Source organism: Allobosea sp. MMO-172, assembly GCF_037147855.1.
Taxonomy (GTDB): Bacteria; Pseudomonadota; Alphaproteobacteria; order Rhizobiales; family Beijerinckiaceae; genus Allobosea.
This window is the reverse complement of the sequence record NZ_JBBCUM010000025.1, coordinates 18,038-42,538: the sequence shown is the minus strand read 5'-3', so window position 1 is coordinate 42,538 and position 24,501 is coordinate 18,038. Positions and strand designations below refer to the sequence as shown.

Here is a 24,501-nt window from a genome sequence, read left to right as displayed (position 1 = left end):
GCATCCTCTACTTCCTGCTGTGCTGGCCGCTCTCGCTCTACGGCTCGCATCTGGAACGCCGCATGGCCATCGCCGCGCGCTGACCACCCCGTTCACCGCCTGAACCAACCACCAAACACGAAGAGGGAGAGAAATATGATGAAGTCCAGGACCACCCGCCGGGGCCTTCTTGCAGGGGGAGCCGCCATGCTCGCCTCGCCGATGCTGATGACCCGGCCGGCCGCTGCCGTGACGCCGTCCGAGATCAAGGCCCGCGGCAAGGTCATCATCGGCATTCAGGGCGACAATCCGCCATGGGGCTTCGTCAACTCGGCCGGCAAGCAGGAGGGGCTGGATGCCGACATGTCCGAGCTCTTCGCCAGGGAGCTTGGCGTGCCGATCGAATATGTTCAACTCACCGTTGCCAACCGCATTCCGGCCCTGACCTCCGGGCGTGTCGACCTGCTCTTCGCGACGATGGCGATGCTGCCCGAGCGTGCCAAGGTCGTGCAGTTCTCGAAGCCCTACGCCGCCAACATCATCACGCTCGTCGCGCCCAAGACGCTGGAGATCAAGACCCATGCCGACATGGGCAAGTACACGATCGGCGTTGCCCGCGGCAGCGTTCAGGACACGGATGTGACGCGCACCGCACCGCCCGGCACGACGATCCGCCGCTATGACGGCGATGCTCCGACGATCCAGGCGCTGCTGTCCGGGCAGGTCCAGGCGGTCGGCGGCAACATCTTCTACATCCCCCGCCTCAGCGAGACCCGCCCCGATGTGTTCGAGAACAAGCTCGAATTCACCAAGCTCTATAACGGCGCCTGCACCCGCCTCGGCGAGAAGGAGATCAATGCCTTCGTGAACGGCTTCATCGACAAGATCAGGGCCAACGGCGAGCTCGCCCGCATCTATCCGAAATGGATGAGCAACCCGATGCCGAGCTTCCCGGACAGCGTGCCCGAGATCTCCTTCGTCGCGAGCTGAGCGCAGGTTTCACGGAAGGTTCCGATCATGGCCGATGTTTCATTCACCCCGACAGAGGCCATGATCGCCATGACGCATGTCGAGAAATGGTATGGCGAGTTCCAGGCCCTGACCGACATCAATCTGTCGGTCCGCAAAGGCGAGCGCATCGTGCTTTGCGGGCCTTCAGGCTCGGGCAAATCGACATTGATCCGCTGCATCAACCATCTGGAGAATTACCAGAAGGGCGAGATCAGGGTCGGCGGCACCAGGCTCGGCGATGATGCGAAGACGATCGACGCGGTCCGCCGCGAGGTCGGCATGGTCTTCCAGCATTTCAACCTGTTCCCGCATATGACCGTGCTGGAGAACTGCATGCTGGCGCCGATGCGCTCGCTCGGGGCCAGCAAGGTGGAGGCCGAGGCCACCGCCCGCCAATTGCTCGGCCGCGTGAAGATCCTCGAACAGGCCGGGAAATACCCGTCGCAGCTCTCGGGCGGCCAGCAGCAGCGCGTCGCGATCGCGCGGGCGCTCTGCATGAAGCCCAAGGTCATGCTCTTCGACGAGCCGACCTCGGCGCTCGACCCCGAGATGGTCAAGGAGGTCCTCGACACCATGATCGGCCTCGCCGAGGAGGGCATGACGATGATCTGCGTCACCCATGAGATGGGCTTCGCCCGGCAGGTGGCGAACCGCGTCATCTTCATGGCCTCCGGCACCATCGTCGAGGAGGCTCCGCCCGAGGAGTTCTTCCACAACCCGCGCCACGATCGCACCCGAAAATTCCTCGGCGAAATCCTCAGCAAGCACTGAAGCGCTGCTGAGATGGCCCACGAACGATGCGTGTTCTTGCTGCCTGACGCTGAGCCCCTTCGCGCTTTGCAACACGCACCGGCGACGGTTAGGCGATGCCGCCGGCTTTCGACATTTCGTCAGTCACAAATCCAGACGATATCGCGCTCTCGATAAAGCTCTGTACGGTCGGAAGAGTGCCGGCCTTGGCGATGGGAACCGCCATCGCTTGCCTGATCTCCATGAATGGCTCCTCGATCAGGCGCGCGCCGGGATTCCGAGCGACGAATTCTTCAGCCGGCTGGCGGATTCCGGCCCCTGCCTCCAGCCCTTGCGAGAGAAAGTGAGGCAGGGCTTCGGCCGAGGTCGGGACACGCACGAGTTCGGCATGCTCAAGGGTCCGCGTAAGGTGCAGATCGTAGGCAGCTCCGCGCCCGACGGAAACCCGTACACCGTGCTGGTCGATGTCCTGAACGCTGCGAAACGGCGACGATGCGGCAACCACGAACACGCCTTCGATCGTGAGGTACGGCACGGTGAAGGCAATCTCGGCGGCGCGCTTTGGATCGATGGCGAGGAATGCCACGTCCCAGATGTCGTCCGCCGCCGCGTCGACGACCTTGCCCGCGCCCTCGAAGGCAACGAGGTCGAGCGTCAGGCCTTGTTGTTCAGCCAAAGCCCGCGCGAGCGCCACGGTGACTCCGGTCAGCGTTCCGTCTGGGTTTCGCTGCGCAAGAACCGGATTGCCCAGATTGATGGCGGCCCGCAGCCTGCCGTTTTCCGTCAACATGCCCATATCCGCTCGTCGAACGTTACGAAGATTGCAAGCCGCTCATCATCGGAGCTTTCTCGAGCGCAGCATCGGTCAGATGCAGCTGCATCCGATCGGCCGCTCCCACCTTGTCCCCGGCCATCAGCAACTCGATGATACCAAGGTGTTCGAGGCAGACGCGGCGGGCGCGCTCGCGATCGAGCGGGCGGCCATATTCCATGAGCCGCCGCAACTGATTGAGGCGCGCCAACGTCTGCACGAAGAAGCGGTTTCCGGACATCGCCGCGATGCCCTCGTGGAAGGACGAGTTGATCTCGAAAAGCTCGATCTGACCAAGCCGCTCATAGCCCTCTTCGAAGACGAAGGTCTGCTGGTCGCGCAGCGAGCGCAGCCGGACCATGTCGGGCGCGAATTCGGGAGATCGCATCGCCGTCGGCTCCATCATCTGGCGAAAACGATAGTTCTCGCGATAGGCGTCGAGGGTGTCGATCAGCGGCTGGAATTCCCACCCACGCCCTTGCCGGCGCTCGACCCAGCCTTCCGACGCCATCCTCGCCAGGATGTGGCGCAGCCGTGCGCGGGAAAGATCATATCGGCGGATGAGCTCATTCTCGCTCACCACGTCCGGAAGCCTGTGATTTAGGCGATCCATCGCGATCGCGAGATAGGTGGCCGACTCGTCCTCGCCGGCTGGCGCCTCGCCCTCGGACGGCTCCTTCCGGACGGAGAGGTCCTTCAGGAAAAAGCCCTTGTTCGGCCGGCGCTCAAGAACGCCGGCCGAAGCCAGATAAGCCATTGCGGCGCGGATGGGCGTCCGGGAAGCCCCCAGCATGGGCTGCAACGAGTCCTCGGTGAGGTGATGGCCGTCCTGCCAGCCTGATGACCGCGCATGCGACAAGATCTGATTGGCCAGCTTGAGCTGCAACGCGGTCGGCTGTTGTGACATCCTAGCTTCCGTTCGATGCCGGAATGGCTACCTCGCCCTGCATCAAGCGCCTCGCCGTCCGGAACAGGACGGCACTGTCAGCCGTCCACCTGCCCTCATTCTGATGCACGACGGCGCCGACGGAAACCAGCCCGGACGGATTCGCGACGCGCACTTCACCGGCGGCGTTGGCGGGCTTCGAAAGGCGGTTCGGGATTGTGCCGGCGATCTGCGTCGCCACGCCGAGATTGAGGCCGCCCGTGCCGGGAATGGCCTTGTGCGCGCGTTGCATCGAAATCATGCGCGTCGCGATGTCATATTGGTCGGGCGCGAAGGTTTCCCCGTCCAGCGCCTTGAACGTGACAGGTGCCGCGACCATCGCGATGCGAGGTGTCTGGAGGCCGACCGCTTCCGGGGTTGTCCCGAGTCCGAGCAGTACTCCGGCGCTGCGACGAAGGGCTTCCAGCTTGTCCATGACGCCGGGGCTGGCCTCGATCTCGTCCGGTGTTTCCGCTCCCGTCAGGCCGAAGGCCGTGGCCGCGACATAGACGATGAGCGAGGTGGCATCGACGATCGAGACCTCGAAGCGGCCGTCCCCGCCAAGGTCGATCGTATCGACGACGTTCCCGCTCGGCAGCAGCTTGCCGGTGACGGCGCCGTCCGGGTCGAGGAAGTCGAGCCGGATGCGCGAACCGGGCGTCGCGACACCCGCGATGACATAGTCACCTTGTGTCTCGGCCTTGCCGTCCTTCACCTGGAAACGCGAATGGATCAGCTTGCGCGTATTCGTCTGGTGGATGCGGACCAGCACCTCGCCGTCCTTCGCCGGGACGAGCCCCTCGTCCACGGCGAAATGGCCGACGGCGGAGGAGAGATTGCCGCAATTGTTGCTCCAGTCGGCGACCGGCTGGTCGACCGCGATCTGGATGAAGGTGTAGTCGACATCGGCGTCGGGATGGGTCGGCGGCCCGATGATGACGGCCTTGGACAGCGAGGAGACGCCGCCGCCCATGCCGTCGAGCTGGCGTCCATAGGGGTCGGGACTCCCCAGCGCGGCGACGAACATCCTGCTGAGGGTGTCGCGATCGTTAGGCAGAGCCCTCGCGTTGAAGAACACGCCCTTGCTCGTGCCGCCGCGGTAGAAGACGGCGGGGATGAAGTTCTGGCTCATGCTGTCCTCGCGATCGGTGCGTTAGAGCCGGATGATCTCAGATGGAACCGCAAAGCGGCTCCATCTGAGATCTGAATCCGTCTCTCATCAAAGAGTTAGAGCAGGATCAATGCGAAAAACCGATTCCCACTTTTTCGCATCCTGCTCTAGCGCCCATATAATCTCGCCAGACGAAGGGCAGGATGCCGCCATGGCGCCAATAGGCGATGTCCTCGGGCGTATCGAGACGAATGATCAGGGGAATGTCGAGCGTTTCGCCGCTGCTGCGGGTCACCCGGCAGGTCACGCGGTCGCGGACGGCGAAATCGCGGTCGAGGCCGGCGATGTCGTAGGTTTCGCTGCCGTCTAGGTCGAGAGCTTCCACAACCGTCCCCTCCGCGAATTGCAGCGGCAGCACGCCCATGCCGACCAGATTGGTCCGGTGGATGCGCTCGAAACCCTCCGCGATCACGGCTTTGACGCCGAGCAACGCGACGCCCTTCGCCGCCCAGTCACGCGACGAGCCGCAGCCATAGTTCTTGCCGGCGATGACGACGAGCGGCGTATCGCGCTCCATATAGGTCTGCGCGGCCTCGAAGATGCGCATCTGCTCGCCTTCGGGCATCACCCTGGTGAAGCCGCCCTCGACGCCGGGGACGATGCGGTTGCGCAGGCGGATATTCGCGAAGGTGGCGCGGACGGCGACCTCGTGATTGGCGCGGCGAGTGGTGTAGTTGTTGAAGTCGGCTTTCTTGACCCCATAGGACAGGAGCAGGTCGGCCGAGGGCGTGCCGAGGCTGATCGCGCCGGACGGCGAGATGTCGTCGGTGGTGATCGAGTCGCCGAGGATGACCAGCGGCCGGGCAGCGCGGATGTCGAACGACCGTGAAGGCTCCGGCGAAAGGGCCTCGAAATAGGGCGGCTGGCGGACATAGGTACTGCCGGGCTGCCAGCTGAACAGCGCGGAGGGCTTGGTCGAAAGCTGCGCCCAGGGTTCGCCGCCATCGAAGAGGTCGGCGTATTTCTCGGCGAAGACCTCGGGCGTGTAGGCGGTTGCGACCAGGGCATCGATCTCGGCGAATGAAGGCCAGATGTCGGCGAGGAAGACCGGCTTGCCCTCTGCCGAGATACCGACCGGCTCGCGGGCGATGTCGACCGTCATCGAGCCGGCGATGGCATAGGCGACGACCAGCGCCGGCGAGGCGAGATAGGCCGCGCGGACATTGGGATGGATGCGCCCCTGGAAGTTGCGGTTGCCCGAGAGCACGGCGGTCGCGACGACGCCGTTGGTCTCGATCGCATCGGCGATGGGTTGAGGAAGTGGCCCTGAACCGCCGTTGCAGGTCGTGCAGCCGAAGCCGACGACCTGAAAGCCCAGCGCGTCGAGATCTCGCTGCAGGCCGCAACGCTCCAGCACTTCGGCCACCACATGGCTGCCGGGCGCCAGCGAGGTCTTCACCCAGGGCTTCGACTTCAAGCCGAGGCGCGCGGCGTTGCGGGCGACCAGGCCGGCCGCGATCATTCCCACGGGGTTGGAGGTGTTGGTGCAGCTCGTGATCGCCGCGATCGCGACGTCGCCGTCCCTGAGCGCGAAATCGGTCCCTGCGACCGGATGGCTCTCGGCTGCAGGCTCGCGCCCGGCGATCGCCCGGCTATGCCCCACGAAAGCCTTCGCCGCATCAGCGAGGTCGAAGCGATCCTCGGGGTTCTTCGGGCCCGCCATGGACGGGCGGATATCGGCCAGATCGATCTCGACCACGAGATCGAAAGCCGGCGCAGGGGTATTCTCGTCCCGCCACAGCTTCTGGGCGCGGGCATAGGCCTCGATGAGCGCGATCTGCTCAGCCGGCCTGGCGGTCATGTCCAGAAAGTCGATCGAGCGCTGATCGATCGGAAAATAGACGGCGGTGGCTCCGTATTCCGGCGCCATGTTGGCGATGGTTCCGCGGTCGGCCACCGAGAGCTGCTGCAACCCGGGCCCGAAGAACTCGACGAACTCGCCGACGACGCCGACCTTGCGCAGACGCTCGGTGATGGTCAGCACCAGATCGGTCGGCATCACGCCTTCGCGCAGCCGGCCCTTGACCTCGACGCCGATGACGCGTGGTAGCGCCATCGCGACGCCCTTGCCGAGCATCACGGCCTCCGCCTCGATCCCGCCGACGCCCCATCCCAGGATGCCGAGGCCGTTGATCATCGGCGTATGGCTATCCGTCCCGACGCAGGTATCGGGCGATGCCACTTGCATGCCCTTCAGTTCCTCGCGCCAGACGACCTGCCCGATCTTCTCGATATGGATCTGGTGCATGATGCCCTTGCCCGGCGGCACCACGCGCACGCCATCGAAGCTTTCCGAGCACCAGCGCAGGAAGGCGAACCGCTCGGCATTGCGGCGATATTCCATCTCCAGGTTGAGGCGGGGCGCGTCACGCGTGCCGAAGAAATCGACCTGCAGCGAATGGTCGATGACGATGTCCACGGGCACCGCGGGGTTGACGACCCTCGGATCCTTCCCAGCGGCCGCGAGAGCATCGCGTAGCCCCGCCATATCGACCAGCATCACTTTCGCCAGGATGTCCTGGCCGTAGATGCGGGTCGGCTTGAAAGTCAGCGCGGCTCCGACGTCGCGCTGCAGGACAGCCTCGATCTGTGCGTCGTTTTCCACGCCCTCGAAGAACTGCTGCCTCAGCAGGTTCTCGAGCACGATCCGCAAGGAAAACGGCAACCGTTCGATGCCGGGATAGCGAGCGATCGGCACGTAGCGCGCCCGGCCGACCTCAGGTCCCAACGCGGCCAGCCTGGCTCTTTCCAACATGGTGTTCCTCCGTGAACTGGCTTAATGATTATATCTTGCATATCCAAAAAGCAATAGCTACGGATATCCAAAATACAATCACTCACCATCCGACAGGGAGGATGCGAAAATGCGCAGGACGATGCTTTCGATCGCAATGGCGGTCGGTTTCTCGGGAATGGCACTGGCCGAGCCAGCCAAGGTGATGGTGCCGGCGGGGGCCGGCGGCGGGTACGACACGACCACGCGCCTCGCGATGACCATGCTCGACAAGAGCGGGCAGTTCAAAGACGGGGCGGTTTTCACCAACAAGCCCGGCGCAGGCGGAACGCTCGGTCTCGGCGAGTTCATTCGCACCGGCAAAGGACAGGACAACGCCCTGATGGGGATGGGCGTGATCCTGCTCGGTTCGATCATGGCGACGAAGGGCTCGCCGCAGATCGCCGAGACCACGCCGGTCGCGCGCCTGACCTTCGAGTATAACGGGCTCGCGGTGCCCGCGAATTCCCCGATCAAGACCGTCAAGGACCTGACCGAGGCTTTGAAGGCCAATCCCGGCGCCGTGGCGTTCGGCGGCGGTTCGGCCGGCGGCGTCGACCACATCATCGCCGGCATGATCGCGAAGAATGCCGGCCTCCCGCTGCAACGACTGAACTACATCGCCTATGGCGGCGGCGCCGAAGCGGTCACGCAGCTCGCCGGCGGCAAGATCGCCGTCCTCGTCTCCGGTGCGTCGGAGCTCAAGGGCCTGGCCGATGCCGGGCGCGTTCGGATCATCGCCGTCACCTCGGACAAGCGCCTTCCCGGGATCGACGCCCCGACCTTGAAGGAAAGCGGGGTCGACATCGTCATGGGCAACTGGCGCGGGATCGTCGGCGCCCCCGGCATGTCGGCGGCGGCTCGCAAGGCCTGGGTCGAGCGCTTCGCAAAAGCGACCGAGAATGCCGAATGGAAGGCCGAGCTCGACAAGTCCGGCCTCCAGAGCGCCTATCTCGGCGGCGAGGACTTCTCGGCCTTCATCGCCAGCGAGAACGCGCGGATCAGGCCGATCCTGGAGGAACTCGGGGTCGCCAAATGACCGCGGCGGTCAAGTCCTTCCCGGCGCGACGATTGTCGCGCTGGGGTCTGCCGGTCGGCGTCCTGATCCTCGGAGCCGTCCTGCTTCACGAGGCCACGGACCTGCCGCTGACACAGGCCTATGCCGGGATCGGCCCCGGCTTCTTCGTCCTCGCGATCGGCCTTGTCCTCACCGCCCTGGGTCTCGCGCTGGGCTATCAGGTCCTGCGCGGGGCCATCTTCGAGCCCGAGGAGACCGAGGGCGCCGATATCGGCCGGCCGATGTCGTGGATCGGCTTCCTGACGGCCGCGGCCGGCGTCTTCCTGCCGATCGGCCTGATCGGCCAGGTCGGTTTTCCGCTCGGCGGCGCGGTGGCCTACGCCTTCATCACCCGCGCCTACGGCTCGGGGAAGCCGCTCGCCGACGTCCTGATCGGCTTCGCCATCGCCTCGATCACCTGGTTCGCCTTCACGAAGCTCGGTGTCCAGCTTGGCGGCTTCTTCCCGCCCGGAGGCTTCTGATGTCCGTTCTCGACGCCTTGATGCACGGCTTCGCGGTCGCGCTGCAGCCGATGAACCTGCTCTGGGCGCTGACCGGCTGCGCGCTCGGAACCGCGATCGGCGTCCTGCCCGGGATCGGGCCGGCGCTCACCATCACCTTGCTCCTGCCCGTCACCGTGACGATGTCGCCGACGGCGGCCTTCATCATCTTCGCCGGCGTCTTCTACGGCGCCATGTATGGCGGTTCGACCACCTCGATCCTGATCAACACGCCCGGCGAATCCGGCTCGATGATCACGGCGCTCGAAGGAAACAAGATGGCCAAGAACGGCCGCGGCGCGGCGGCGCTCGCGACTGCGGCCATCGGCTCCTTCGTCGCGGGAACGATCGGCACCGCGCTTCTCACGGTCGCCGCTCCGACGATTTCGGAAATCGCCTTCGTCTTCGGCCCCGCCGAATATTTCGCGCTCGCGGTCCTGGCCTTCACCTCCGTCTCGGTCGTGCTCGGCACTTCGATCCTGCGCGGACTGGTTTCTCTCTTCTTCGGCCTCGCCCTCGCGGTCATGGGAACCGACTATCAGGCAGGCCTGCCGCGCCTCACCTTCGGCGTGCCGGAGCTGTCCGATGGCATCGGCATCACCATCGTCCTGGTCGCGATGTTCGCGGTGGGCGAGATCCTGTTCGTCGCCAGCAGGCTCAGCCGCGAGCCGCAGAAGGTCATCGAGGTCAACGGGCCGATCGCGATGTCGCGCGAGGATTGGCGGAGATCGTGGAAGCCCTGGCTCCGGGGAGCTGCGCTCGGCTTCCCGATCGGGGTCATGCCGGCCGGCGGATCGGAGATTCCCACGCTGCTGTCCTACACGCTCGAACGACGCCTCTCGAAGAATCCCGAAGAATTCGGCCACGGCGCGATCGAGGGTGTTGCCGGCCCGGAGGCCGCCAACAATGCGGCCGTCGCCGGCGTCATGGTTCCCCTGCTCACGCTCGGCCTGCCGACATCGGCGACGGCCGCGGTGATGCTGGCTGCCTTCCAGAACTATGGCCTCCAGCCCGGGCCCACATTGTTCACCAGCAACCCGGAGCTGGTCTGGGGCGTGATCGCGTCGCTCTATATCGGCAATCTGATGCTGCTCGTCCTCAACCTGCCGATGGCCCGGATCTGGGTGAAGCTGCTGGCGATCCCGAAGCCGCATCTCTACGCGGGCATCCTGATCTTCTCGCTGGTCGGCGTCTGGGGCATTTCCCAATCCTGGGTCGAGTTGCTCGCCCTCGGCGTCCTCGGTGTGATCGGCTACGGGTTCCGCTGCTGCTCGGTGCCGATTGCGCCGGCACTGATCGGTCTCATTCTGGGTCCGATGGCCGAACTGCAGCTTCGGCGCGCGCTCGCCATCGGCCAGGGGGATCCGCTGACGCTGGTGTCTTCACCGATAGCCGCCGGGCTCCTGATCGTAGCGGCGCTGCTGCTGCTGATCCCGCTGATCCGTTTCGTTCAGACCCGGCGCAGCGAAACGCCGACCGTGACCGCGGCCTAACGAAACAGCCGACCTCAAGATCAGGCAGGAGCGAAATGCACCGCGCCCGTCGCAGGGGAAAGCGAACAGGAGACGAAATTCAGAGCTTCGGCGAAGGCCTGATCGAACCATGGGAGCCAACCCCGCCGTCTGACGAGTATTCGCTTGGTTGCGCATGATCGTGGTCCCGCCGGAGGGATATCGATCAACAGGCTTATCCGTCAGGGTTCGATTCTGGATTGCTCGTCCGTGGCTTGCCCAACGAGCAAGGCAAGCTGCTCAAGCAGCCCGGCGAGCTGGCCTCTGTCGGTATCCGATAATCCGGAGATCAGTTTCCGCTCGACGAGCATGTCCTCCCGAAAGGCCGCCTCGACCAGCGCACGCCCCTGCGCGGTCAGTTCGACCGGCAAGCTGCGCTTGTCGCTGCTCGCTTCCGCCCGTGCGATCAGGCCGCGGCTAGTGAGCCGATCCAATCTGGCGGTCAGCCCGCCGGAGGAGATCATCAGCGCGCGAAACAGCTCCGTCGGTCGCAGCCGATAGGGCGGTCCCGCTCTCAGCAGCGTCGAAAGGACATCGAACTCGCCGGTATCGAGGCCGTGCCGGGCGAACACGGCTTCAATATCCGGCCGGGCCTGCAGGGTGATCCATCGCATGCGCCCGAGGATGGCCATTCCTGCCGTATCCACGTCGGGCAGCTCCCGTTGCCATTGCGCGATGCGGGACGATACGTGATCCATGAAATTCTCTTGACGGCAAGATAAATGCAGTTATTATCTCGACATCAAGATATATCGGGCTGCGGACAAAAGCCAGAAAAAGAGATGGTTATGCAAATGCTCGCGTCGCGGGGACATGCCGTATCCGGAACACAAGGGCCTGGAGGGGCGGGCATCAGCCCCAAACTCGTCATGACGGGGTGGGCGATGTCCGCACTCGTCATCCTGTTTCTCCTGGCCGCTTCCGTGGCCCCAAAGCTCGCCGGTGCGGCGGTGGCGACGGAAACCCTCCGATCGCTCGGCTGGGATCCGCGCCATACGCTGTTGATCGGCCTGATCGAATTGGCTTGCGTCGTTTTGTATGCAATCCCCCGGACCAGCGTGCTTGGTGCGGTCGTCACCACCGGGCTTCTTGGCGGCGCGATCGCGACGCAGGTCAGGGTGGACAGCCCGCTCTTCAGTCACAGCCTGTTCGGGCTCTATCTGGGCCTGCTCCTGTGGGGCGGACTCTGGCTCCGGAGCGCCGATCTCAGAGCGCTGTTCCCCGTTGGAGGCGGCGCACGCGTATCGTCAAATGCCTCTGGAAACAGCGAGGGCGGCAATCATGGTCGATGACGTCGTCAAGGGGCCGGCCTCCTACTTCCTCTCGATCGAGAAAAAGTACGGGCGTCCCATCGGGGAGTGGCAGGAGTTGGTGCGCCAGCGGCTTCCGGCGAAGCATATGGAACTGGTCGCGATGCTGAAGAACGATCACGGCATGGGTCACGGACACGCCAATGCCATCGTGGCGTATGTGCTCGCTGTTCCGCCAACAGCGGCAAGGGCCTAGGTTGCGAGATTCTGAATGATACACCAGGCTGTGGCGGTGCAGAATTCGATAAGGCGGAACCCGTTTCAAGAAGATGGCCAGGGACTGCCTCGCCATCGCAAGCATCGCGGCGACCGTCATGTCGACCAAGTCAAAATCCACACAGCCTAAAGTGGCCTGGTCAGTGGCCTTGCGCAGGCGGGCCAGCCAAAGATGATGAGCATCGGCCTGCATGGCAGGCTGTCGGGGCGGCCCGGCCGTTGTACGGGCCTAGTGCGCTTCCTCGACTATGTCATGAGCAAGCCATCGGTTTGGCTTGCGAAGCGGGAGGAGATCGCGCGGCACTGGCGAGCATGCCACCCGCCGCTATCCCGGGCGTGAGGCTTCTGCCCGCTCCTCGGCCGTGAGGGATCGGCAGGTCTCGCTGCTGGTTTGCGGCTTTTTCGATGGGCGCTGCGACACTCCAGGACACCTGCGAGCCGGCCATGAAGGCGGCGGTCCCTGAGACCGCCACTGTCAGTCCGGTTGGCGTGACGCATGTGACATTCGAGCCCTATGCGGGTTAGCCTCGCATCAGGGAAGATCAAGTCCGGATAATCCGAGCCGTGTTGAAACTCGACGGTATCGCGCTCTTCGTCCAATGCAGGCGGCTGTGGCGGCGCAGCCCCTGGAATCGCGCTCTGGAAGCTGGGAAGATCACGGCATATCCGCTCGACCCGGCAACCTATGTCGGCTCGCAGAGCTATATCAGCCCGACGGCGCGGCTCGCCGACGGGCGCAGCCATTTCGATCGCACCGCCGCAACCGTGATCGGGATCATCCGGGGCGACGTGGTTGCTCCTGGCGCTTGAGCCCTCGGCGAGCCTTGCATTGAAGCGGAATCGGACCAATGCAATAGGGCCGTCATATCGAGACGCTTTGCGTGGCCGGTGCCGCTTGGCATCCTGACGATCACCACGGTGCAACAGGTGTCAGGCTCACATGGACCGTTTCGATGCGATGCAGGTTTTGCTGGCGGTGGTCGATGCCGGCAGTTTGTCGGCCGGCAGCCGCAAGCTGAACGCGCCGCTGCCGAGCGTCAGCCGCAAGGTCGCGGAACTTGAGCGCCATCTCGGCACCCAGCTTCTGGTGCGCACGAGCCGCAATATCCAGTTGACCGATGCGGGGCGCGACTATGTCGACGCTGCCCGCCAGATCATGGCGCAGCTCGTGGATGCCGAGCTGCGGGCCTCGGGCGAATACGAAACGCCGCGGGGCGTCCTGACGGTCACGGTACCGATCTCGTTCGGTCACGACCACATCCTGCCGCTCGTTTATGATTTCCTGTGCGAGCATCCCGAGATCAGGCTGAACGTGCTCTGCCTTGACCGGGCCGTGAACCTTGTCGACGAGCATGTCGATATCGGCATTCGGCTGGGCGCGCTCGCGGACAGTTCGCTTCACGCGGTCAAGATCGGCGAGTTCGGCTTCGTGACCTGCGCCAGTCCGGACTATCTGGCGCGCAAGGGCGTCCCGACGCGGCCGGAGGAACTCTCCGGCCATGACGGCGTGGTTTTCGGGCAGATCACCCAGCCGGGCTGGGTCTACCATGAGGACGGCGGCAGGCTGGAGGCGCAGCCGGATGTCCGAATCCGCGCGAACACCGCCACCGCCGCCTTAGCCGCCGCCTTGCGCGGAGCCGGCATCATCCGGGCTCCGCGCTATCAGGTGGCCAGGGACCTGCGATCGGGCGCACTGATCCCCCTGTTCGAGGCCTATGAGAGTCAGTCGTTCCCGGTGCACCTGATCTATGCGCGTCAAGGCCTTCTGCCGCTCAAGGTGCGGGTGTTCATCGACTGGATGGTGCCGCGATTGCGGCGCGCGCTGAAGGAACTCGTCGCTCCCTTGCCGGGGGAAGATCCGCAGGGCGCGAAGCCGCCATCGGCGGGCTCGGCGTGAGATCGGCCGCGCCTCTTCATATCGTGGCATGAGAGGCTGGCTACCGCTTTTGCCGGCTGCTGGCGGGCCGGCACCTCCCCTAGCTATCGGGCATCCCGAAAACTCCAACAGGAGACGGAACATGCCTGCCAAGACTCTCTTCACTGCCCATGTCCACACAGTCGGCGGCCGCGAGGGCTGGGCCAAGAGCTCCGACGATCAGCTCGACGTCAAGCTGTCGGTCCCCGGCTCGAACCGCCCGGGCACCAGTCCCGAGCAGCTCTTCGCCGCCGGCTGGTCCGCCTGTTTCGAAGGCGCCCTGGCCCATGCCGCGCGCGAGCAGGGTGTCAGGCTCCCGCCCGAGACCGCCGTCGATGCCGAGGTCGATCTCGGGCTCGACGAGGTGGACGGCTACTTCCTGAGCGCCCGCCTGAACGTCAGCATTCCCGGCCTCGCCGAGGATGTCGCGCAGCGGCTGGTCGATCGCGCCCACGCGACCTGCCCTTATTCGAAGATGACCCGCAACGGCATCGAGGCTCGCGTGGCGCTCGCCGTCGCAGCGTAGGGCAGGGCAGCTCCTCCAGCGCTTCCTGAACCTTCCGCTCTCGAACGCTCGGGGGCGGAAGGTTTCACCGTGCTGCCCGGATGACGGCCGGCTGTTCAGCTCGCGGGGCGGGATCACGGTGAAGCGCTGCGCTCGGAGGATAGACCGGTCCGCACTCACAGATACCCCGAAACGCCATCCCAGAACAGCTTCAGCGCAGTGACGATCAGCAGGCCGTAGCAAGCGCGATAGACCTGGCGCTGGTCCAGCGCGCCGTGCAGCCGCCAGCCCAGCCAGACGCCGGCCGGAATGGCGAGGAGGCAGATCGCCATCAGCGCCCAGACTTGGGCCTCGGGCTGGACCAGCAGCAGCCAGGGCACCAGCTTGGTGGCATTGCCCACGGTGAAGAACAGGCTGGTCGTGCCGGCATAGAGCTCCTTGCTGAGGCCGAGCGGCAGCAGGTACATGGCCAGCGGCGGGCCGCCCGAATGCGCGACCATGGTGGTGATGCCCGAGGTGAAGCCCGCCGCGAGCGCCTTCGGCTTCGAACGCGGCTGCACCGTCACCTCTCCACCCCGCAGGAACCAGAGGCCGACGAAGGCCAGCGTGATCGCGGCCATGACGATGGCGATGGCGCGATGGTCGAGGATGCGGAAGAGCAGATAACCGCAGCCGATGCCGATAACCAGCGCCGGAACCAGCAGGACGAGATCGGGCTTCGACCAGGTCGAGGCCTGCCAGTAGCGCAGCGCGTAGAGGTCCATCGCGATGAACAGCGGGGCCAGCAGCCCGCCGGTCGTGACGGGATCCATCACGGTCGAGAGCAGCGGGATGCCGACGATGGCGAAGCCGCCGCCGAAGGCGCCCCTCATGAAGCTGATCAGGAAGACGCCGGCAAAGGCGACCAGGGCGGTTGCGAGCGTCAGGTCCATGACGATGCGTCCCAAGGCGATGGCTTCTCGCGCCCTCGCATCACATTGGCTTGCGGCCGGGCCGCGGGACGAGGCCGTGCACGGCCGCCTCGATCTGGCTCCTGGCGATGCCGATGTCGTGCAAAGCGTGCTCGTCGAACTCGCGCAGGTCCGCGATGGCGGCGCGGTTGACGAAATAGCGTGAGATCGCCCGGTACAGCGCGCCCGGCAGGTGAAGCAATGCCTCGGAGCGCTTCGCGCTGACGGGGCGGGTGATGATCGGCAGGACTGCGGACATGTCGGCCTCCGTTGGGTTGCACCGGGGTGGACGTCGGCAACACGCTCCCGTCACATCGGCGAGGTCGTCGCCCGCCGTCGTAACCCTCGCGATTTCCGGTGCGGCTGGGTTGATGTCGACAAAATGATCCGGTACATTGTTCGGAGCAATAAAAACATTGTACTCGGTGCAATAAATGTCGAAATCCGATTATCTCAAGCTGGCCGATGTGATCGCCGCCGATATCGCCGAAGGCAGGCTGAGGCCGGGCGAGCGCCTGCCGCCGCAGCGCAACTTCGCCTATGAGCGCAAGATCGCGGTATCGACCGCGAGCCGGGTCTATGCCGAGCTGCTGCGTCGCGGCCTCGTCGTCGGCGAGGTCGGCCGGGGTACCTTCGTTTCGGGAGAGGGCCGGCGCGGCGTCGCGGCGCCCGGCGAGCCGACCGGCACAAGGATCGACCTCGAGTTCAACTATCCAATCCTGCCCAAGCAGGCCGCATTGATCGCCAGGAGCCTGACCGGCCTGGACGAGAGCGCGGCTCTCGACGCCGCCTTGCGGCAGGCGACCAGCGTCGGCACATCGGCGATCCGGAGCATCGGCGCCGCGTTCCTGTCACAGGGGGGCTGGTCGCCCATGCCCGAGCAACTGGTCTTCACAGGCAATGGCCGCCAGTCCGTCGCCGCGGCGCTTGCCGCCCTCGTGCCGGCCGGTGGTCGCTGTGGCGTCGAGACTTTGACTTATCCGTTCATCAAAGGGATCGCAGCGCGGCTGGGCGTTACGCTGGTGCCACTGGCGATGGACGAGCTCGGCATGCGGCCCGACGCGGTCGAGAGGGCGCATCGCGAGGCCCATCTCTCGGCGCTCTATGTCCAGCCGGCAGTGCAGAACCCGCTGGGCATGACGATGCCTCGAACACGTCGGGCCGATTTGCTCCGAGTCGTCGAGGTGCTCGGCCTGCCGATCATTGAGGACAATGTCTACGGCTTCCTCGAAGACGAACCGCCTCTGGCGGCGCTCGCGCCGGAGAGCTGTCTGGTGATCGACAGTCTCTCAAAGAAGGTCGCGCCGGGCCTGACGCTGGGCTTCGTCGTCACACCGTTGCGCCTGCGCGAAAACGTCAAGGCTTCGGTGAGGTCGGGCGGCTGGACGGCGACGGGTTTCGCCTTCGCGGCGGCGCAACGGATGATGAGCGACGGCACTATCGCCGAGCTCGCCAAGCTCAAGCGCCTCGATGCCCGTGCGCGCCAGGCGCTTGCCGCCGAGCGCCTGGCCGGTTTCGAGATCCAGGCCAACCCGAACTGCTATCACCTCTGGCTGACGCTGCCGGCGCACTGGCGCTCGCAGAGTTTCGTCGCGGCCGCGGCGCGGCGCGACATCGCGCTGACCCCTTCGAGCACCTTCGCGGTGACGCCGGGCCATGCGCCGAACGCCGTCAGGCTGGCGCTGGCGACGCCGAGCATGGAGCAGCTCGACCTCGGCCTGCACACCCTCGCCGCCCTGCTGCATGCCAGGGAGGACGATTTCGATTCGACCGAATGAGGTGGCTGCCGCCATCGATACGGACTTGCCTCAGGAGGACGCCACCTCGTCGAGATCGATCGCGACCATCAGCAGACCCCCGAGCGGGAACAGGTCGCCGCGTGCTCCTGTGTCCTGGCCCGACCGTGACGGTCAGGCCGCCTTGCGGTAGCGAGGGGCAGGGTGGGCGGTCGACAGCTTGCCGATCATCGCCTGCCGGGCGGTTTCGTAGGCGTAGAAGAGCGCGCCGTCCTGCAGGGAGGGGATCGAAGCGAACTCGCCGCGGTCGAGCCCGATCAGCGCGGCATCGACGAGGTCCTCGCTGCGCATCACGATCTCGGTCGGGAGGTGCTCGACCGGGACGCCGGCAATGGCCCAGAATTCGGTGGCGGTGGCGCCGGGCAACACGACCTGCACGGTGACGCCGGTGCCGGCGAGTTCGTGCCGCAGGTTCTGGCTGAAGGCGAGGACGAAGGCCTTGCTGCCGCCGTAGACGCCGTTCAGCGTTTCCGGATTGATTGCGACGATCGAGGCGATGTTGACGATGGTTCCGGCGCCACGCGCGATGAACTGCGGCACGATCGCATAGGTCAGGCGGGTCAGCGCCGTGACGTTGAGCGCGATCAGCGAGGTCATCTGATCGATATCGGAATCAACCAGCTTCAGCGCGCCGCCGAGGCCGGCATTGTTGACGAGCAGGGTGATGTCCGGGGCGCGGCGGGGGCGCATATTCTTCGGCATCGTCCTGCCGGTGGCGACGCCTGCGCTCGTCGCGGCGGCTTCGTTGACCTTCGCCGGGGCGGTGGCGAATTTCGCCGCGCCGGCGCTGCTCGGCCTGCCGGTCAGGATGCAGACGCTCTCGACCAGGCTGTTCGGCATGATCGAGACCGGCGAGACCGAGCGCGGCTTCGTGCTGGCGCTGCTCCTGATCGCGGTCTCGGCCGCGCTGCTGTTCTGCAGCGATCGCCTCGTCGCCGGCCGCAAGGCCTTCACCACGGTTACCGGCAAGGGCGGGCGCATCAAGCGCTTTCCGCTCGGGGTCTGGCGCTGGCCGCTCTTCGCGGCCGCGCTCGTGATCGGGCTCGCGACTTCGGTCCTGCCGGTGCTGGTGCTGGCAGCGTCGAGCCTCGCGCCGCAGGGCGGAGCTCTGTTCTCGAACTGGACGCTGCATTTCTGGATCGGGGAGGGCGGCGGCGCGCTTGCCCAGGGCCAGGCCGGCCTGTTCCGTAATCCGATGATCGTCGAGGCCTTGTGGAACACGATGAAGCTCGGCCTGACGGTCGCGCTCACGACCATGCTGCTCGGGCTGGCGCTGGCCTATACGATCGTCCGCAACAAGGGGACCTGGCTCGCGACCGTGCTCAGCCAGCTCGCCTTCCTGCCGCTGCTCGTCCCCAGCATCGCCTTCGCTGCGGCGTATATCGCGCTGTTTGGGGCGCCCATCGGGCCGCTGCCGTCGCTCTACGGCACCTTCGCGCTGCTGGTGCTGGCGGCAACGGCGCATAATCTGCCCTATGCGGTGCAGTCGGGCCGCTCGGTTCTGGGCCAGATCTCCAACGATATCGAGGAGAGCGCCCGGCTGACCGGCGCGGGACTGCTCACCCGTCTCGTCTTCATCATCTTCCCGCTGACGATCCGTGGTCTTCTGGCCGGCGCGATCCTGGTCTTCGTCAAGATGGTGCGGGACCTGTCGCTTGTCGTGCTGCTGTTCACCGCGACCTCGCCGGTGCTCAGCATGGTCGCCTATCGCTATGCGTCCGAGGGCTTCATGCAGTTCGCCAACGCGATCACGCTGGTGATCCTCGTGATCTGCCTGGCGGCTTCGCTGGCGGCGCATCTCATCCAGACCCGTGTGCAGAAATGGAAGCAGTGATGGCGCCCGCATCGACCGCCCCGGCGCAGGACGCCATTCGCATCAGCCAGTTGGTGAAGCGCTTCGGCGACGTCGCCGCCGTCAAGGACGTGAATATCTCGGTGCCGCGCGGAGCCTTCCTGGTGCTGGTGGGCCCGTCCGGCTGCGGCAAGTCCACGCTGCTGCGCATGCTGGCCGGGCTGGAGGAGCCGAGCGCGGGAGAGATCGCCTTCGTCGGCCGCACGGTGTCGAGCGGGACGGGCGGCGTCATCGCCGATGCCGGCGCCCGCGATGCCGGGCTGGTCTTCCAGTCCTATGCGCTGTGGCCGCATATGACGGTCGCCGGCAACATCGCCTGGCCGCTCAAGGTCGCGCGCTGGTCCAAGGCCGACCGGAACGCCCGTGTCGAGGAGGTTCTCGCCCTGCTCGGCATTTCGGCCCTGCGCGACCGCTACCCGGCCGAGATCTCCGGTGGCCAGCAGCAGCGCGTCGCGATCGCGCGGACCATCGCGCCGAAGCCGAGCATCCTGCTGTTCGACGAACCCTTGTCTAATCTCGACGCCAAGCTGCGCATCGAGATGCGCAGCGAATTGATGCGCATCCACCGGGCGACCGGCGCGACATCGGTCTATGTCACGCATGACCAGGTCGAGGCCATGACCATGGCCAGCCACGTCGCCGTCCTCAACCATGGCCGCGTCGAGCAGTTCGGCGCGCCGATCGACCTTCTGCGCCGGCCGACGACAACCTTCGTCGCCTCGTTCCTCGGCACGCCGCCGGCCAATCTCCTGCCCGTGACCCGCGTGCAGGACCGGTTCGTCTTCGCGGATGTGGCGCTGGCCCCGGCCGCCTTCGCTGCGGGGCACGAGCGGGTGCAGCTGCTCTACCGGGCGCAGGACATCGCCGTCGGGCGGGTCGGTGACGGGCACCAGCTCGTCGGGCGCTTCGCCGAGGCGGCGCCGATCGCCGGCCAGTCGATGGTCACGGTCATGGTCGGCGACCTGCGCCTCACCGGCATGGCCGAGGGCTTCTTCACCGCGACACCGGGCGACGAAGTCGGCCTGTCGTTCTCCAGCACACCCGATGCCGCCTTCACGATGGAAGGCGAAAGGATCGATCCATGAGACTTATCCTGATGCGCCATGGCGAGACGCTGTGGAACGTCGAGCAGCGACTGCAGGGGCACGACAATTCCGAACTCTCCGAGCGCGGTATCCGGCAGGCGCGCGAATTCGTGCCCTATGTCAGAGCGCTGCTGCCGGCGCATGTCGTCTCCTCCGATCTCGGCCGCACGCGCCAGACGGTCGGCCTGATCGGCTACCCTGACGCGCCGTCGGATTCCCGCCTGCGCGAACTCGACATGGGCGAATGGACTGGCCGCCGGAAGCGCGACCTGATTGCCGAGCAGCCGGAGCGCTATCACGCCTGGCGGGCCGGCACGTTCACGCCGGATAAGGGCGAAAGCTGGGGCGATTTTCGGGCCCGGGTCGCGGCCGGAATCCGGGACTGGCTGCACAAGGCGCAGGGCGACCTGCTGGCGGTCGTCCATGGCGGCGTCATCCGTGCCGCCTGCCACGAATTCATCGGCCTGCCGCCGTCCCGGGTGATCCCGGTGACGCCGGGCACCGCGACGATCCTGAACTTCGCTTCCGCCGATGCGCCGGCAGCCCAGCTGGAGGGCTACAATATCGGATCGGTTGCGCCGGATGTCTCCGTTGCGGATTGAAGCTGCCGGGGTGCTGCCTCGCAGCGCTCCGATTCTGCTTGACCCCGGCCGGCTTCCGTCGGCTGGCGGATGAAATGGCCGCCGAAGTGGTTGGCCGGATACTTTGAAAAGGTAAAGAGGGCATTCAGCGCGAGGTTGGCTGTGCCCTGCGGACCTTGGCCCGCAGCAACAGAAAGACTTTGTCGCTCACCACGGCCGAGCTCTGTTCCTCGGCGACGGGCACGCTGGCGGACTGCCTCTGACCGGGCGTGAAAAGGCCCCGAGGCGCCTTCGCGCCAAGATAACAGGGTCCCAATTTTGGTAGCGAGGGATGAAGCACTGCCAGTGTCCTGGCCCGTTGAGTGGTCCGACTTCAATCTCATGCATGGCCGGCTTCACGACAGAGCCAAATCCAAGAAGGCCGGCGCGTGCGCCGGCCGCCATGGGAGGTGGCCGGTGCAGCGACGATGGCGGGCGCGGACGCTGAGGAAACGGAAAGCAAACCGATCTGGCGCCGCGCACCATCGCCTTGCAGCTCGCAGGTCTATGGGCACCGCACTATCTGCAATTGCGCGCCGGCATCGCCACGGCGGAGCAGCCCGGACGATTCATGGGGAGCATCATCGTAGTGCGATCATGGAGCGGGCCCGCACTTCGTTTCGTCCGAGAATGATGACGCGGGAGGACGCTCAGATCGCCGACAGCATCCAGGCGTACTGGTACTTGCCGTATTCCGTGCTGGTGACGCCGTTGCGGGTCGAGGCCGGGAAGCTGTCCGGCGGATGCACCACGGTGACCCTGAGGAATTTGGTCTCTCCGGCCGCGAGCAACCCGGCATGGACCGCCGCGGCCCCGATCGCCGAATCGCCGCTATAGATGTCGGTGCCCCAGAGCTGCCCCTCGGTGATGCCGGTGACGCGGAAATAATAGGTCGCGCCGACACTCTCGCACAGGCCGTGCATATTGGTCGGGGCGTCGGAGGCGACGAAGTTCTGTTCGAGCAGCTTCTTGAGCTGCCGGCGCGAGAGTTTTCCGCGCTGGTCGAAATAGGCGACGAGTTCCTGCACGACCTTCATGACGAGGCTCCCGTTTCGAGCGTGACGACGCGGCCATAGGGCGGCTGGAAGGAGGCGGAAGGCTTCGGCAGCGCCCAGAGCACCGCATAGGGCGGCGGTTCCTGCGGATAGAAGATCTCGCCATCGGTGATGATCACCGCGGCGGTGACGCGCGCATCCTCGGCGAGCGCCGCCATGGCGGGGTTGAGGTCGCTGCCGCCATAGCCGCTGATCTCGTATTCGGCGAGCGCCGAGGGCGAGAGCGTCTCGTCGGAGGTCACCGTCGTGTCGCACTGGATCACGCGGATCTCGTCGACGCCGGCCATGTCGCAGAAATCGGCGATGGCGCCCAATGCGCGCGGGACCTCGTCGCCCATCGAGGCACTGGTGTCGAGAATGATGCTGAGCCGCCAGGAATGGCGCTTGCGGCCGGGCATCACGACCTCGCCATGATCGGCGCCGCGGCGCGAGGCGCGCAGATAGGTGCGCTCGCCGGGTGCGACGCCTTCCAGCCATGTCTGGAGCGCGACATGCCAGGGCGTGCGAGAGAGGCCGCGGTCGGACCGAATGGTCCGCTGCTCCGAGCCGCTGCCCGTGCCCTGCCCGCGCAGTGCGCCCATCGCTTTGGCCAGGATCATTCCCTTCGCCGCGAGATCCCTAATGGCCCGGGCACGCTCGGCCTGCTCGGCCGCACTTTCGGGAAAGAGTTCGCGCTCGCGCGCGGCATCGAGCGCGTCGCCCATGCTGCCGGCGGGCGCCTGCCGCGCCGCGCCCAGCACCTGCTCGACCGTGACGGCGATGCCCTCCCAGACCTGGGTCCGGGTCTGCATGGAGGTGCCGTTGCGGCGCATTTCGAGGACGATTTCCTCGGCGGACTTCAGCCGGGCGCCCGGCATGTCGAGCCCGCCCGCCGGGATCGCGGTCAGCCCCAGCGCATGCCGCAGCATGTCGTTGATGATGTAGTCATGGGCATAGTTGAATTCGAGCGTCGCGCTGCCGCGCGCCCGGTCATGGGTGCGCAGCGCCAGATGCAGCAATTCATGGGCGAGGACGAAGACGAGATCCTCGGTCGAAAGCCGCGCGGAGAAACCGGGATTCGCCAGGAGCCGGCCCGAGGCGAATACGCCCATGGTCGGCACGCGCTCGTCGATCTCCAGCCGGACGGCGGCGGCAAGCCCGCTCAGATGCGGGAACGGGGCCGTGACGAGCCTGAGCCCGTTCAGGAGCCGCGCCCGAATGGCCCGGTGGTCGGGACGAGTTTCGGGCGCTGCACTCATGCGGCCGAAACCTTGCGCAGGAGCGCCAGCATCGCCGGCTCGGCCCCGAGCGCGCCCCAGGCCCCGACCATGTCGGTGAGAACGAGGAGCTGGTGCTCATGGGAGAGCGCGCGCAGGAAGCGGTTGACGATCTGCGGCTTCAGGCCCTTCGCCTTGCCGTCGCGGACATGCTGGCGGATGCAGTCGAGCACGAACCAGCGGGCGGAATCGCCCTTGGGCAGCAATTCAGGCTTGCGCAGGTAGTCGTCGAGCGGCCGCAGGGCGCCGATCGCATCCTCGGCCAGCGCGCAGAACACGACCGCATCCTCAGGCGAGAGCCGGCCAAAGGCGAGCGCCCGGCGGTTCTCGTTGGTGAGCAGGCCCGAGCGTTGGGCGAGATCGAGCGCGCGTGAGAGCAATGCCCAGGCGCGCGGCGTCGAGAACGGAACCGGATCGGCCGGAACGGGCCGCATCAGCGCATCGGGAATGGTCGAGACGAAGCTGCGGATCTCGGGCCTGATCCCGGCCCGCTCGGCCCAGCCGAGCCATTCGCCCGCATCGACCCGCAATTGCAGGATGGTGACGCGGTTGACCAGCGCCGAGCTCATCGCCCGGACCAGCGCCCGGTCCTGCAGGCGGTTGCCGGCGGCGACGACCCAGGTGCCCTTGGGCAGGGCATGCTCGCCGAGACGGCGCTCCAGCAGCAGCGAATAGAATGCCTTCTGCACGTCGGGCGAGCAGGCCGGCAACTCGTCGAGGAAGAGGCAGAAGGGCTCCGGCTTCTCCGGCAGGAGCACGCGCGGCGGGCAGAAGACCGAGCGCTCGCCGACGATGCGCGGAATGCCGCTGACATCCTCGGGCGCGATCTGGGTGCCGAGCAGCGAGCGGCAGGGTAGCCCGGCCTCGCGCGCCGCCTCGTAGACCAGCTCGGACTTGCCGAGGCCGGGGGGCGAAAGCAGCAGGAAGCTCTGCTCATGCGCCATGCACTGGATGAGCTGCTTGGCCTGCCGCAGCGTGACGACCTCGTCGAACGCCGAACCAACACCTTCCATCGAGCTCTCCCCGAGACGTAGCGGCGCATGCCGTGGCGGGATTGATGTAAGATCGACGACGAAAACCACGCCAGACCCGGCGGGAATCATTATTTTTTCGTCATGTGCCGCCTGTTCCGACGCGGTTCAGAAACGACCTGCCAGAAGACAGGATGTTGCAGAGCTCAGGCTCTTGCCTTCGCAGAAAATTGCGTCGATGACGGGCGATATCAGACGAAAGTCTATATCCGGATCAGCGCGATCAGCCTGTCGAAGAAGGCCAGCACGCAAGCGTCGACCACCGTGGCCACGCCCCTGTGCTCTCAATCTAATCGCGGAACTCGGTCTTCGGGGCATGAGGAGGGGCGCTACTGCTCGCTTCAAGCTCGACAGTTGCTGCCCCCGGCTAGGGGCCGGATTGATGGTCGAGCTACCCGAAGCCGCACGTTCAGATCGACACA

General features: G+C 66.0%; 24 protein-coding genes and 2 pseudogenes. 15 read left to right on the top strand and 11 right to left on the bottom strand.

Features of this window, described 5'->3' with window-relative positions:
- Window positions 1-135 precede the first annotated feature (135 nt).
- Window positions 136-969 carry a transporter substrate-binding domain-containing protein gene (locus WFK61_RS24780; protein ID WP_336814718.1) on the top strand — a complete coding sequence of 278 codons (834 nt, stop codon included), beginning with the start codon at window positions 136-138 and terminating at the stop codon, window positions 967-969.
- 60 nt (window positions 970-1,029) lie between these two features.
- Window positions 1,030-1,761, top strand: a complete 732-nt coding sequence (locus tag WFK61_RS24775; protein ID WP_336814721.1) for an amino acid ABC transporter ATP-binding protein — start codon at window positions 1,030-1,032, stop codon at window positions 1,759-1,761.
- An 88-nt stretch (window positions 1,762-1,849) separates the two neighbouring features.
- Here the strand turns inward: WFK61_RS24775 and WFK61_RS24770 are convergent, their stop codons facing one another.
- From WFK61_RS24770 to acnA, 4 genes are all read right to left on the bottom strand, one after another.
- Window positions 1,850-2,530: a transporter substrate-binding domain-containing protein gene (locus WFK61_RS24770; RefSeq protein ID WP_336814717.1), complete on the bottom strand. Its 681-nt coding sequence runs from the start codon at window positions 2,528-2,530 to the stop codon at window positions 1,850-1,852.
- Between the two features lie 22 nt (window positions 2,531-2,552).
- On the bottom strand, window positions 2,553-3,437 hold the full coding sequence (locus tag WFK61_RS24765; protein ID WP_336814716.1) for a GntR family transcriptional regulator: 885 nt from the start codon (window positions 3,435-3,437) through the stop codon (window positions 2,553-2,555).
- Between the two features lie 22 nt (window positions 3,438-3,459).
- Window positions 3,460-4,608, bottom strand: a complete 1,149-nt coding sequence (locus WFK61_RS24760) for a 2-methylaconitate cis-trans isomerase PrpF family protein (RefSeq protein ID WP_336814715.1) — start codon at window positions 4,606-4,608, stop codon at window positions 3,460-3,462.
- Between the two features lie 106 nt (window positions 4,609-4,714).
- Window positions 4,715-7,402: an aconitate hydratase AcnA gene (acnA, locus tag WFK61_RS24755; protein ID WP_336814714.1), complete on the bottom strand. Its 2,688-nt coding sequence runs from the start codon at window positions 7,400-7,402 to the stop codon at window positions 4,715-4,717.
- 109 nt (window positions 7,403-7,511) lie between these two features.
- On the opposite strand from acnA, the gene WFK61_RS24750 reads away from it, so the two are divergent.
- Genes WFK61_RS24750 through WFK61_RS24740 form a run of 3 tightly spaced genes read left to right on the top strand, consistent with a single transcriptional unit; the run spans window position 7,512 to window position 10,470 of the window.
- On the top strand, window positions 7,512-8,459 hold the full coding sequence (locus WFK61_RS24750) for a Bug family tripartite tricarboxylate transporter substrate binding protein (RefSeq protein WP_336814713.1): 948 nt from the start codon (window positions 7,512-7,514) through the stop codon (window positions 8,457-8,459).
- A complete protein-coding gene (locus WFK61_RS24745) occupies window positions 8,456-8,959 on the top strand; it encodes a tripartite tricarboxylate transporter TctB family protein (protein WP_336814712.1) in 504 nt (167 codons plus the stop codon). The genes WFK61_RS24750 and WFK61_RS24745 overlap by 4 nt, the downstream gene beginning before the upstream one ends.
- Complete coding sequence (locus WFK61_RS24740) at window positions 8,959-10,470, top strand: tripartite tricarboxylate transporter permease (protein WP_336814711.1); 1,512 nt, start codon at window positions 8,959-8,961, stop codon at window positions 10,468-10,470. Before WFK61_RS24745 ends, WFK61_RS24740 begins: the two co-directional genes overlap by 1 nt.
- 200 nt (window positions 10,471-10,670) lie before the next feature.
- Here the strand turns inward: WFK61_RS24740 and WFK61_RS24735 are convergent, their stop codons facing one another.
- Complete coding sequence (locus tag WFK61_RS24735) at window positions 10,671-11,186, bottom strand: MarR family winged helix-turn-helix transcriptional regulator (protein ID WP_336814710.1); 516 nt, start codon at window positions 11,184-11,186, stop codon at window positions 10,671-10,673.
- A gap of 186 nt (window positions 11,187-11,372) precedes the next feature.
- Here WFK61_RS24735 and WFK61_RS24730 point away from each other — a divergent pair, with 186 nt between their 5' ends.
- From WFK61_RS24730 to WFK61_RS24710, 6 genes and pseudogenes are all read left to right on the top strand, one after another.
- Window positions 11,373-11,780 (top strand): DoxX family protein, encoded by a 408-nt coding sequence (locus tag WFK61_RS24730; protein WP_336814709.1) that lies wholly within the window; start codon window positions 11,373-11,375, stop codon window positions 11,778-11,780.
- Window positions 11,770-11,994, top strand: a complete 225-nt coding sequence (locus WFK61_RS24725; RefSeq protein ID WP_336814708.1) for a DUF4287 domain-containing protein — start codon at window positions 11,770-11,772, stop codon at window positions 11,992-11,994. The genes WFK61_RS24730 and WFK61_RS24725 overlap by 11 nt, the downstream gene beginning before the upstream one ends.
- A 174-nt stretch (window positions 11,995-12,168) precedes the next feature.
- Window positions 12,169-12,342, top strand: a pseudogene (locus WFK61_RS26165) (allantoinase PuuE); the annotation flags it as partial.
- 236 nt (window positions 12,343-12,578) lie between these two features.
- Entirely contained in the window at window positions 12,579-12,824 is a 246-nt protein-coding gene (locus WFK61_RS24720) for a hypothetical protein (protein WP_336814707.1), read from the top strand.
- A 130-nt stretch (window positions 12,825-12,954) separates the two neighbouring features.
- A complete protein-coding gene (locus tag WFK61_RS24715) occupies window positions 12,955-13,911 on the top strand; it encodes a LysR family transcriptional regulator (RefSeq protein WP_336814706.1) in 957 nt (318 codons plus the stop codon).
- Window positions 13,912-14,032: 121 nt separating this feature from the next.
- Window positions 14,033-14,455 carry an organic hydroperoxide resistance protein gene (locus tag WFK61_RS24710; protein ID WP_336814705.1) on the top strand — a complete coding sequence of 141 codons (423 nt, stop codon included), beginning with the start codon at window positions 14,033-14,035 and terminating at the stop codon, window positions 14,453-14,455.
- Window positions 14,456-14,610: 155 nt separating this feature from the next.
- On the opposite strand, the gene WFK61_RS24705 is transcribed toward WFK61_RS24710, so the two are convergent.
- Window positions 14,611-15,366, bottom strand: coding sequence for a sulfite exporter TauE/SafE family protein (locus WFK61_RS24705; RefSeq protein ID WP_336814720.1), 756 nt, complete (start codon window positions 15,364-15,366; stop codon window positions 14,611-14,613).
- A 40-nt stretch (window positions 15,367-15,406) separates the two neighbouring features.
- Window positions 15,407-15,643 (bottom strand): DUF1127 domain-containing protein, encoded by a 237-nt coding sequence (locus WFK61_RS24700; RefSeq protein ID WP_336814704.1) that lies wholly within the window; start codon window positions 15,641-15,643, stop codon window positions 15,407-15,409.
- A gap of 175 nt (window positions 15,644-15,818) precedes the next feature.
- Between WFK61_RS24700 and WFK61_RS24695 the strand changes: the two genes are divergently transcribed.
- Complete coding sequence (locus WFK61_RS24695) at window positions 15,819-17,162, top strand: aminotransferase-like domain-containing protein (protein ID WP_336814703.1); 1,344 nt, start codon at window positions 15,819-15,821, stop codon at window positions 17,160-17,162.
- Between the two features lie 132 nt (window positions 17,163-17,294).
- Here WFK61_RS24695 and WFK61_RS24690 read toward each other — a convergent pair.
- A pseudogene (locus WFK61_RS24690) lies at window positions 17,295-17,846 on the bottom strand (SDR family NAD(P)-dependent oxidoreductase); the annotation flags it as partial.
- Here WFK61_RS24690 and WFK61_RS24685 point away from each other — a divergent pair.
- From WFK61_RS24685 to WFK61_RS24675, 3 genes are read left to right on the top strand one after another with little or no spacing between them, the layout of a single operon-like run.
- Complete coding sequence (locus tag WFK61_RS24685; protein WP_336814702.1) at window positions 17,845-19,014, top strand: ABC transporter permease; 1,170 nt, start codon at window positions 17,845-17,847, stop codon at window positions 19,012-19,014. The pseudogene WFK61_RS24690 and the gene WFK61_RS24685 sit on opposite strands and share 2 nt — an antisense overlap.
- Window positions 19,014-20,117: an ABC transporter ATP-binding protein gene (locus WFK61_RS24680; protein ID WP_336814701.1), complete on the top strand. Its 1,104-nt coding sequence runs from the start codon at window positions 19,014-19,016 to the stop codon at window positions 20,115-20,117. The genes WFK61_RS24685 and WFK61_RS24680 overlap by 1 nt, the downstream gene beginning before the upstream one ends.
- A complete protein-coding gene (locus WFK61_RS24675) occupies window positions 20,114-20,719 on the top strand; it encodes a histidine phosphatase family protein (RefSeq protein ID WP_336814700.1) in 606 nt (201 codons plus the stop codon). Before WFK61_RS24680 ends, WFK61_RS24675 begins: the two co-directional genes overlap by 4 nt.
- A gap of 668 nt (window positions 20,720-21,387) precedes the next feature.
- On the opposite strand, the gene WFK61_RS24670 is transcribed toward WFK61_RS24675, so the two are convergent.
- The 3 genes from WFK61_RS24670 to WFK61_RS24660 are packed head-to-tail and all read right to left on the bottom strand — an operon-like array spanning window position 21,388 to window position 24,061.
- Entirely contained in the window at window positions 21,388-21,774 is a 387-nt protein-coding gene (locus tag WFK61_RS24670) for an LCCL domain-containing protein (RefSeq protein ID WP_336814699.1), read from the bottom strand.
- A complete protein-coding gene (locus tag WFK61_RS24665) occupies window positions 21,771-23,030 on the bottom strand; it encodes a vWA domain-containing protein (RefSeq protein WP_336814698.1) in 1,260 nt (419 codons plus the stop codon). The genes WFK61_RS24670 and WFK61_RS24665 overlap by 4 nt, the downstream gene beginning before the upstream one ends.
- Window positions 23,027-24,061, bottom strand: a complete 1,035-nt coding sequence (locus WFK61_RS24660; RefSeq protein WP_336814697.1) for an AAA family ATPase — start codon at window positions 24,059-24,061, stop codon at window positions 23,027-23,029. Before WFK61_RS24660 ends, WFK61_RS24665 begins: the two co-directional genes overlap by 4 nt.
- Between the last annotated feature and the right edge of the window lie 440 nt (window positions 24,062-24,501).

Excerpts from the sequence above, each read along its gene's own strand:
- WFK61_RS24780 (WP_336814718.1), top strand. The coding sequence starts at position 136 with ATGATGAAGTCCAGGACCACCCGCCGGGGCCTTCTTGCAGGGGGAGCC.
- WFK61_RS24775 (WP_336814721.1), top strand. The coding sequence starts at position 1,030 with ATGATCGCCATGACGCATGTCGAGAAATGGTATGGCGAGTTCCAGGCC.
- WFK61_RS24770 (WP_336814717.1), bottom strand. The coding sequence starts at position 2,530 with ATGTTGACGGAAAACGGCAGGCTGCGGGCCGCCATCAATCTGGGCAAT.
- WFK61_RS24760 (WP_336814715.1), bottom strand. The coding sequence starts at position 4,608 with ATGAGCCAGAACTTCATCCCCGCCGTCTTCTACCGCGGCGGCACGAGC.
- acnA (WP_336814714.1), bottom strand. The coding sequence starts at position 7,402 with ATGTTGGAAAGAGCCAGGCTGGCCGCGTTGGGACCTGAGGTCGGCCGG.
- WFK61_RS24750 (WP_336814713.1), top strand. The coding sequence starts at position 7,512 with ATGCGCAGGACGATGCTTTCGATCGCAATGGCGGTCGGTTTCTCGGGA.
- WFK61_RS24745 (WP_336814712.1), top strand. The coding sequence starts at position 8,456 with ATGACCGCGGCGGTCAAGTCCTTCCCGGCGCGACGATTGTCGCGCTGG.
- WFK61_RS24740 (WP_336814711.1), top strand. The coding sequence starts at position 8,959 with ATGTCCGTTCTCGACGCCTTGATGCACGGCTTCGCGGTCGCGCTGCAG.
- WFK61_RS24735 (WP_336814710.1), bottom strand. The coding sequence starts at position 11,186 with ATGGATCACGTATCGTCCCGCATCGCGCAATGGCAACGGGAGCTGCCC.
- WFK61_RS24730 (WP_336814709.1), top strand. The coding sequence starts at position 11,373 with ATGTCCGCACTCGTCATCCTGTTTCTCCTGGCCGCTTCCGTGGCCCCA.
- WFK61_RS24725 (WP_336814708.1), top strand. The coding sequence starts at position 11,770 with ATGGTCGATGACGTCGTCAAGGGGCCGGCCTCCTACTTCCTCTCGATC.
- WFK61_RS24715 (WP_336814706.1), top strand. The coding sequence starts at position 12,955 with ATGGACCGTTTCGATGCGATGCAGGTTTTGCTGGCGGTGGTCGATGCC.
- WFK61_RS24710 (WP_336814705.1), top strand. The coding sequence starts at position 14,033 with ATGCCTGCCAAGACTCTCTTCACTGCCCATGTCCACACAGTCGGCGGC.
- WFK61_RS24705 (WP_336814720.1), bottom strand. The coding sequence starts at position 15,366 with ATGGACCTGACGCTCGCAACCGCCCTGGTCGCCTTTGCCGGCGTCTTC.
- WFK61_RS24700 (WP_336814704.1), bottom strand. The coding sequence starts at position 15,643 with ATGTCCGCAGTCCTGCCGATCATCACCCGCCCCGTCAGCGCGAAGCGC.
- WFK61_RS24695 (WP_336814703.1), top strand. The coding sequence starts at position 15,819 with ATGTCGAAATCCGATTATCTCAAGCTGGCCGATGTGATCGCCGCCGAT.
- WFK61_RS24685 (WP_336814702.1), top strand. The coding sequence starts at position 17,845 with ATGTCCGGGGCGCGGCGGGGGCGCATATTCTTCGGCATCGTCCTGCCG.
- WFK61_RS24680 (WP_336814701.1), top strand. The coding sequence starts at position 19,014 with ATGGCGCCCGCATCGACCGCCCCGGCGCAGGACGCCATTCGCATCAGC.
- WFK61_RS24675 (WP_336814700.1), top strand. The coding sequence starts at position 20,114 with ATGAGACTTATCCTGATGCGCCATGGCGAGACGCTGTGGAACGTCGAG.
- WFK61_RS24670 (WP_336814699.1), bottom strand. The coding sequence starts at position 21,774 with ATGAAGGTCGTGCAGGAACTCGTCGCCTATTTCGACCAGCGCGGAAAA.
- WFK61_RS24665 (WP_336814698.1), bottom strand. The coding sequence starts at position 23,030 with ATGAGTGCAGCGCCCGAAACTCGTCCCGACCACCGGGCCATTCGGGCG.
- WFK61_RS24660 (WP_336814697.1), bottom strand. The coding sequence starts at position 24,061 with ATGGAAGGTGTTGGTTCGGCGTTCGACGAGGTCGTCACGCTGCGGCAG.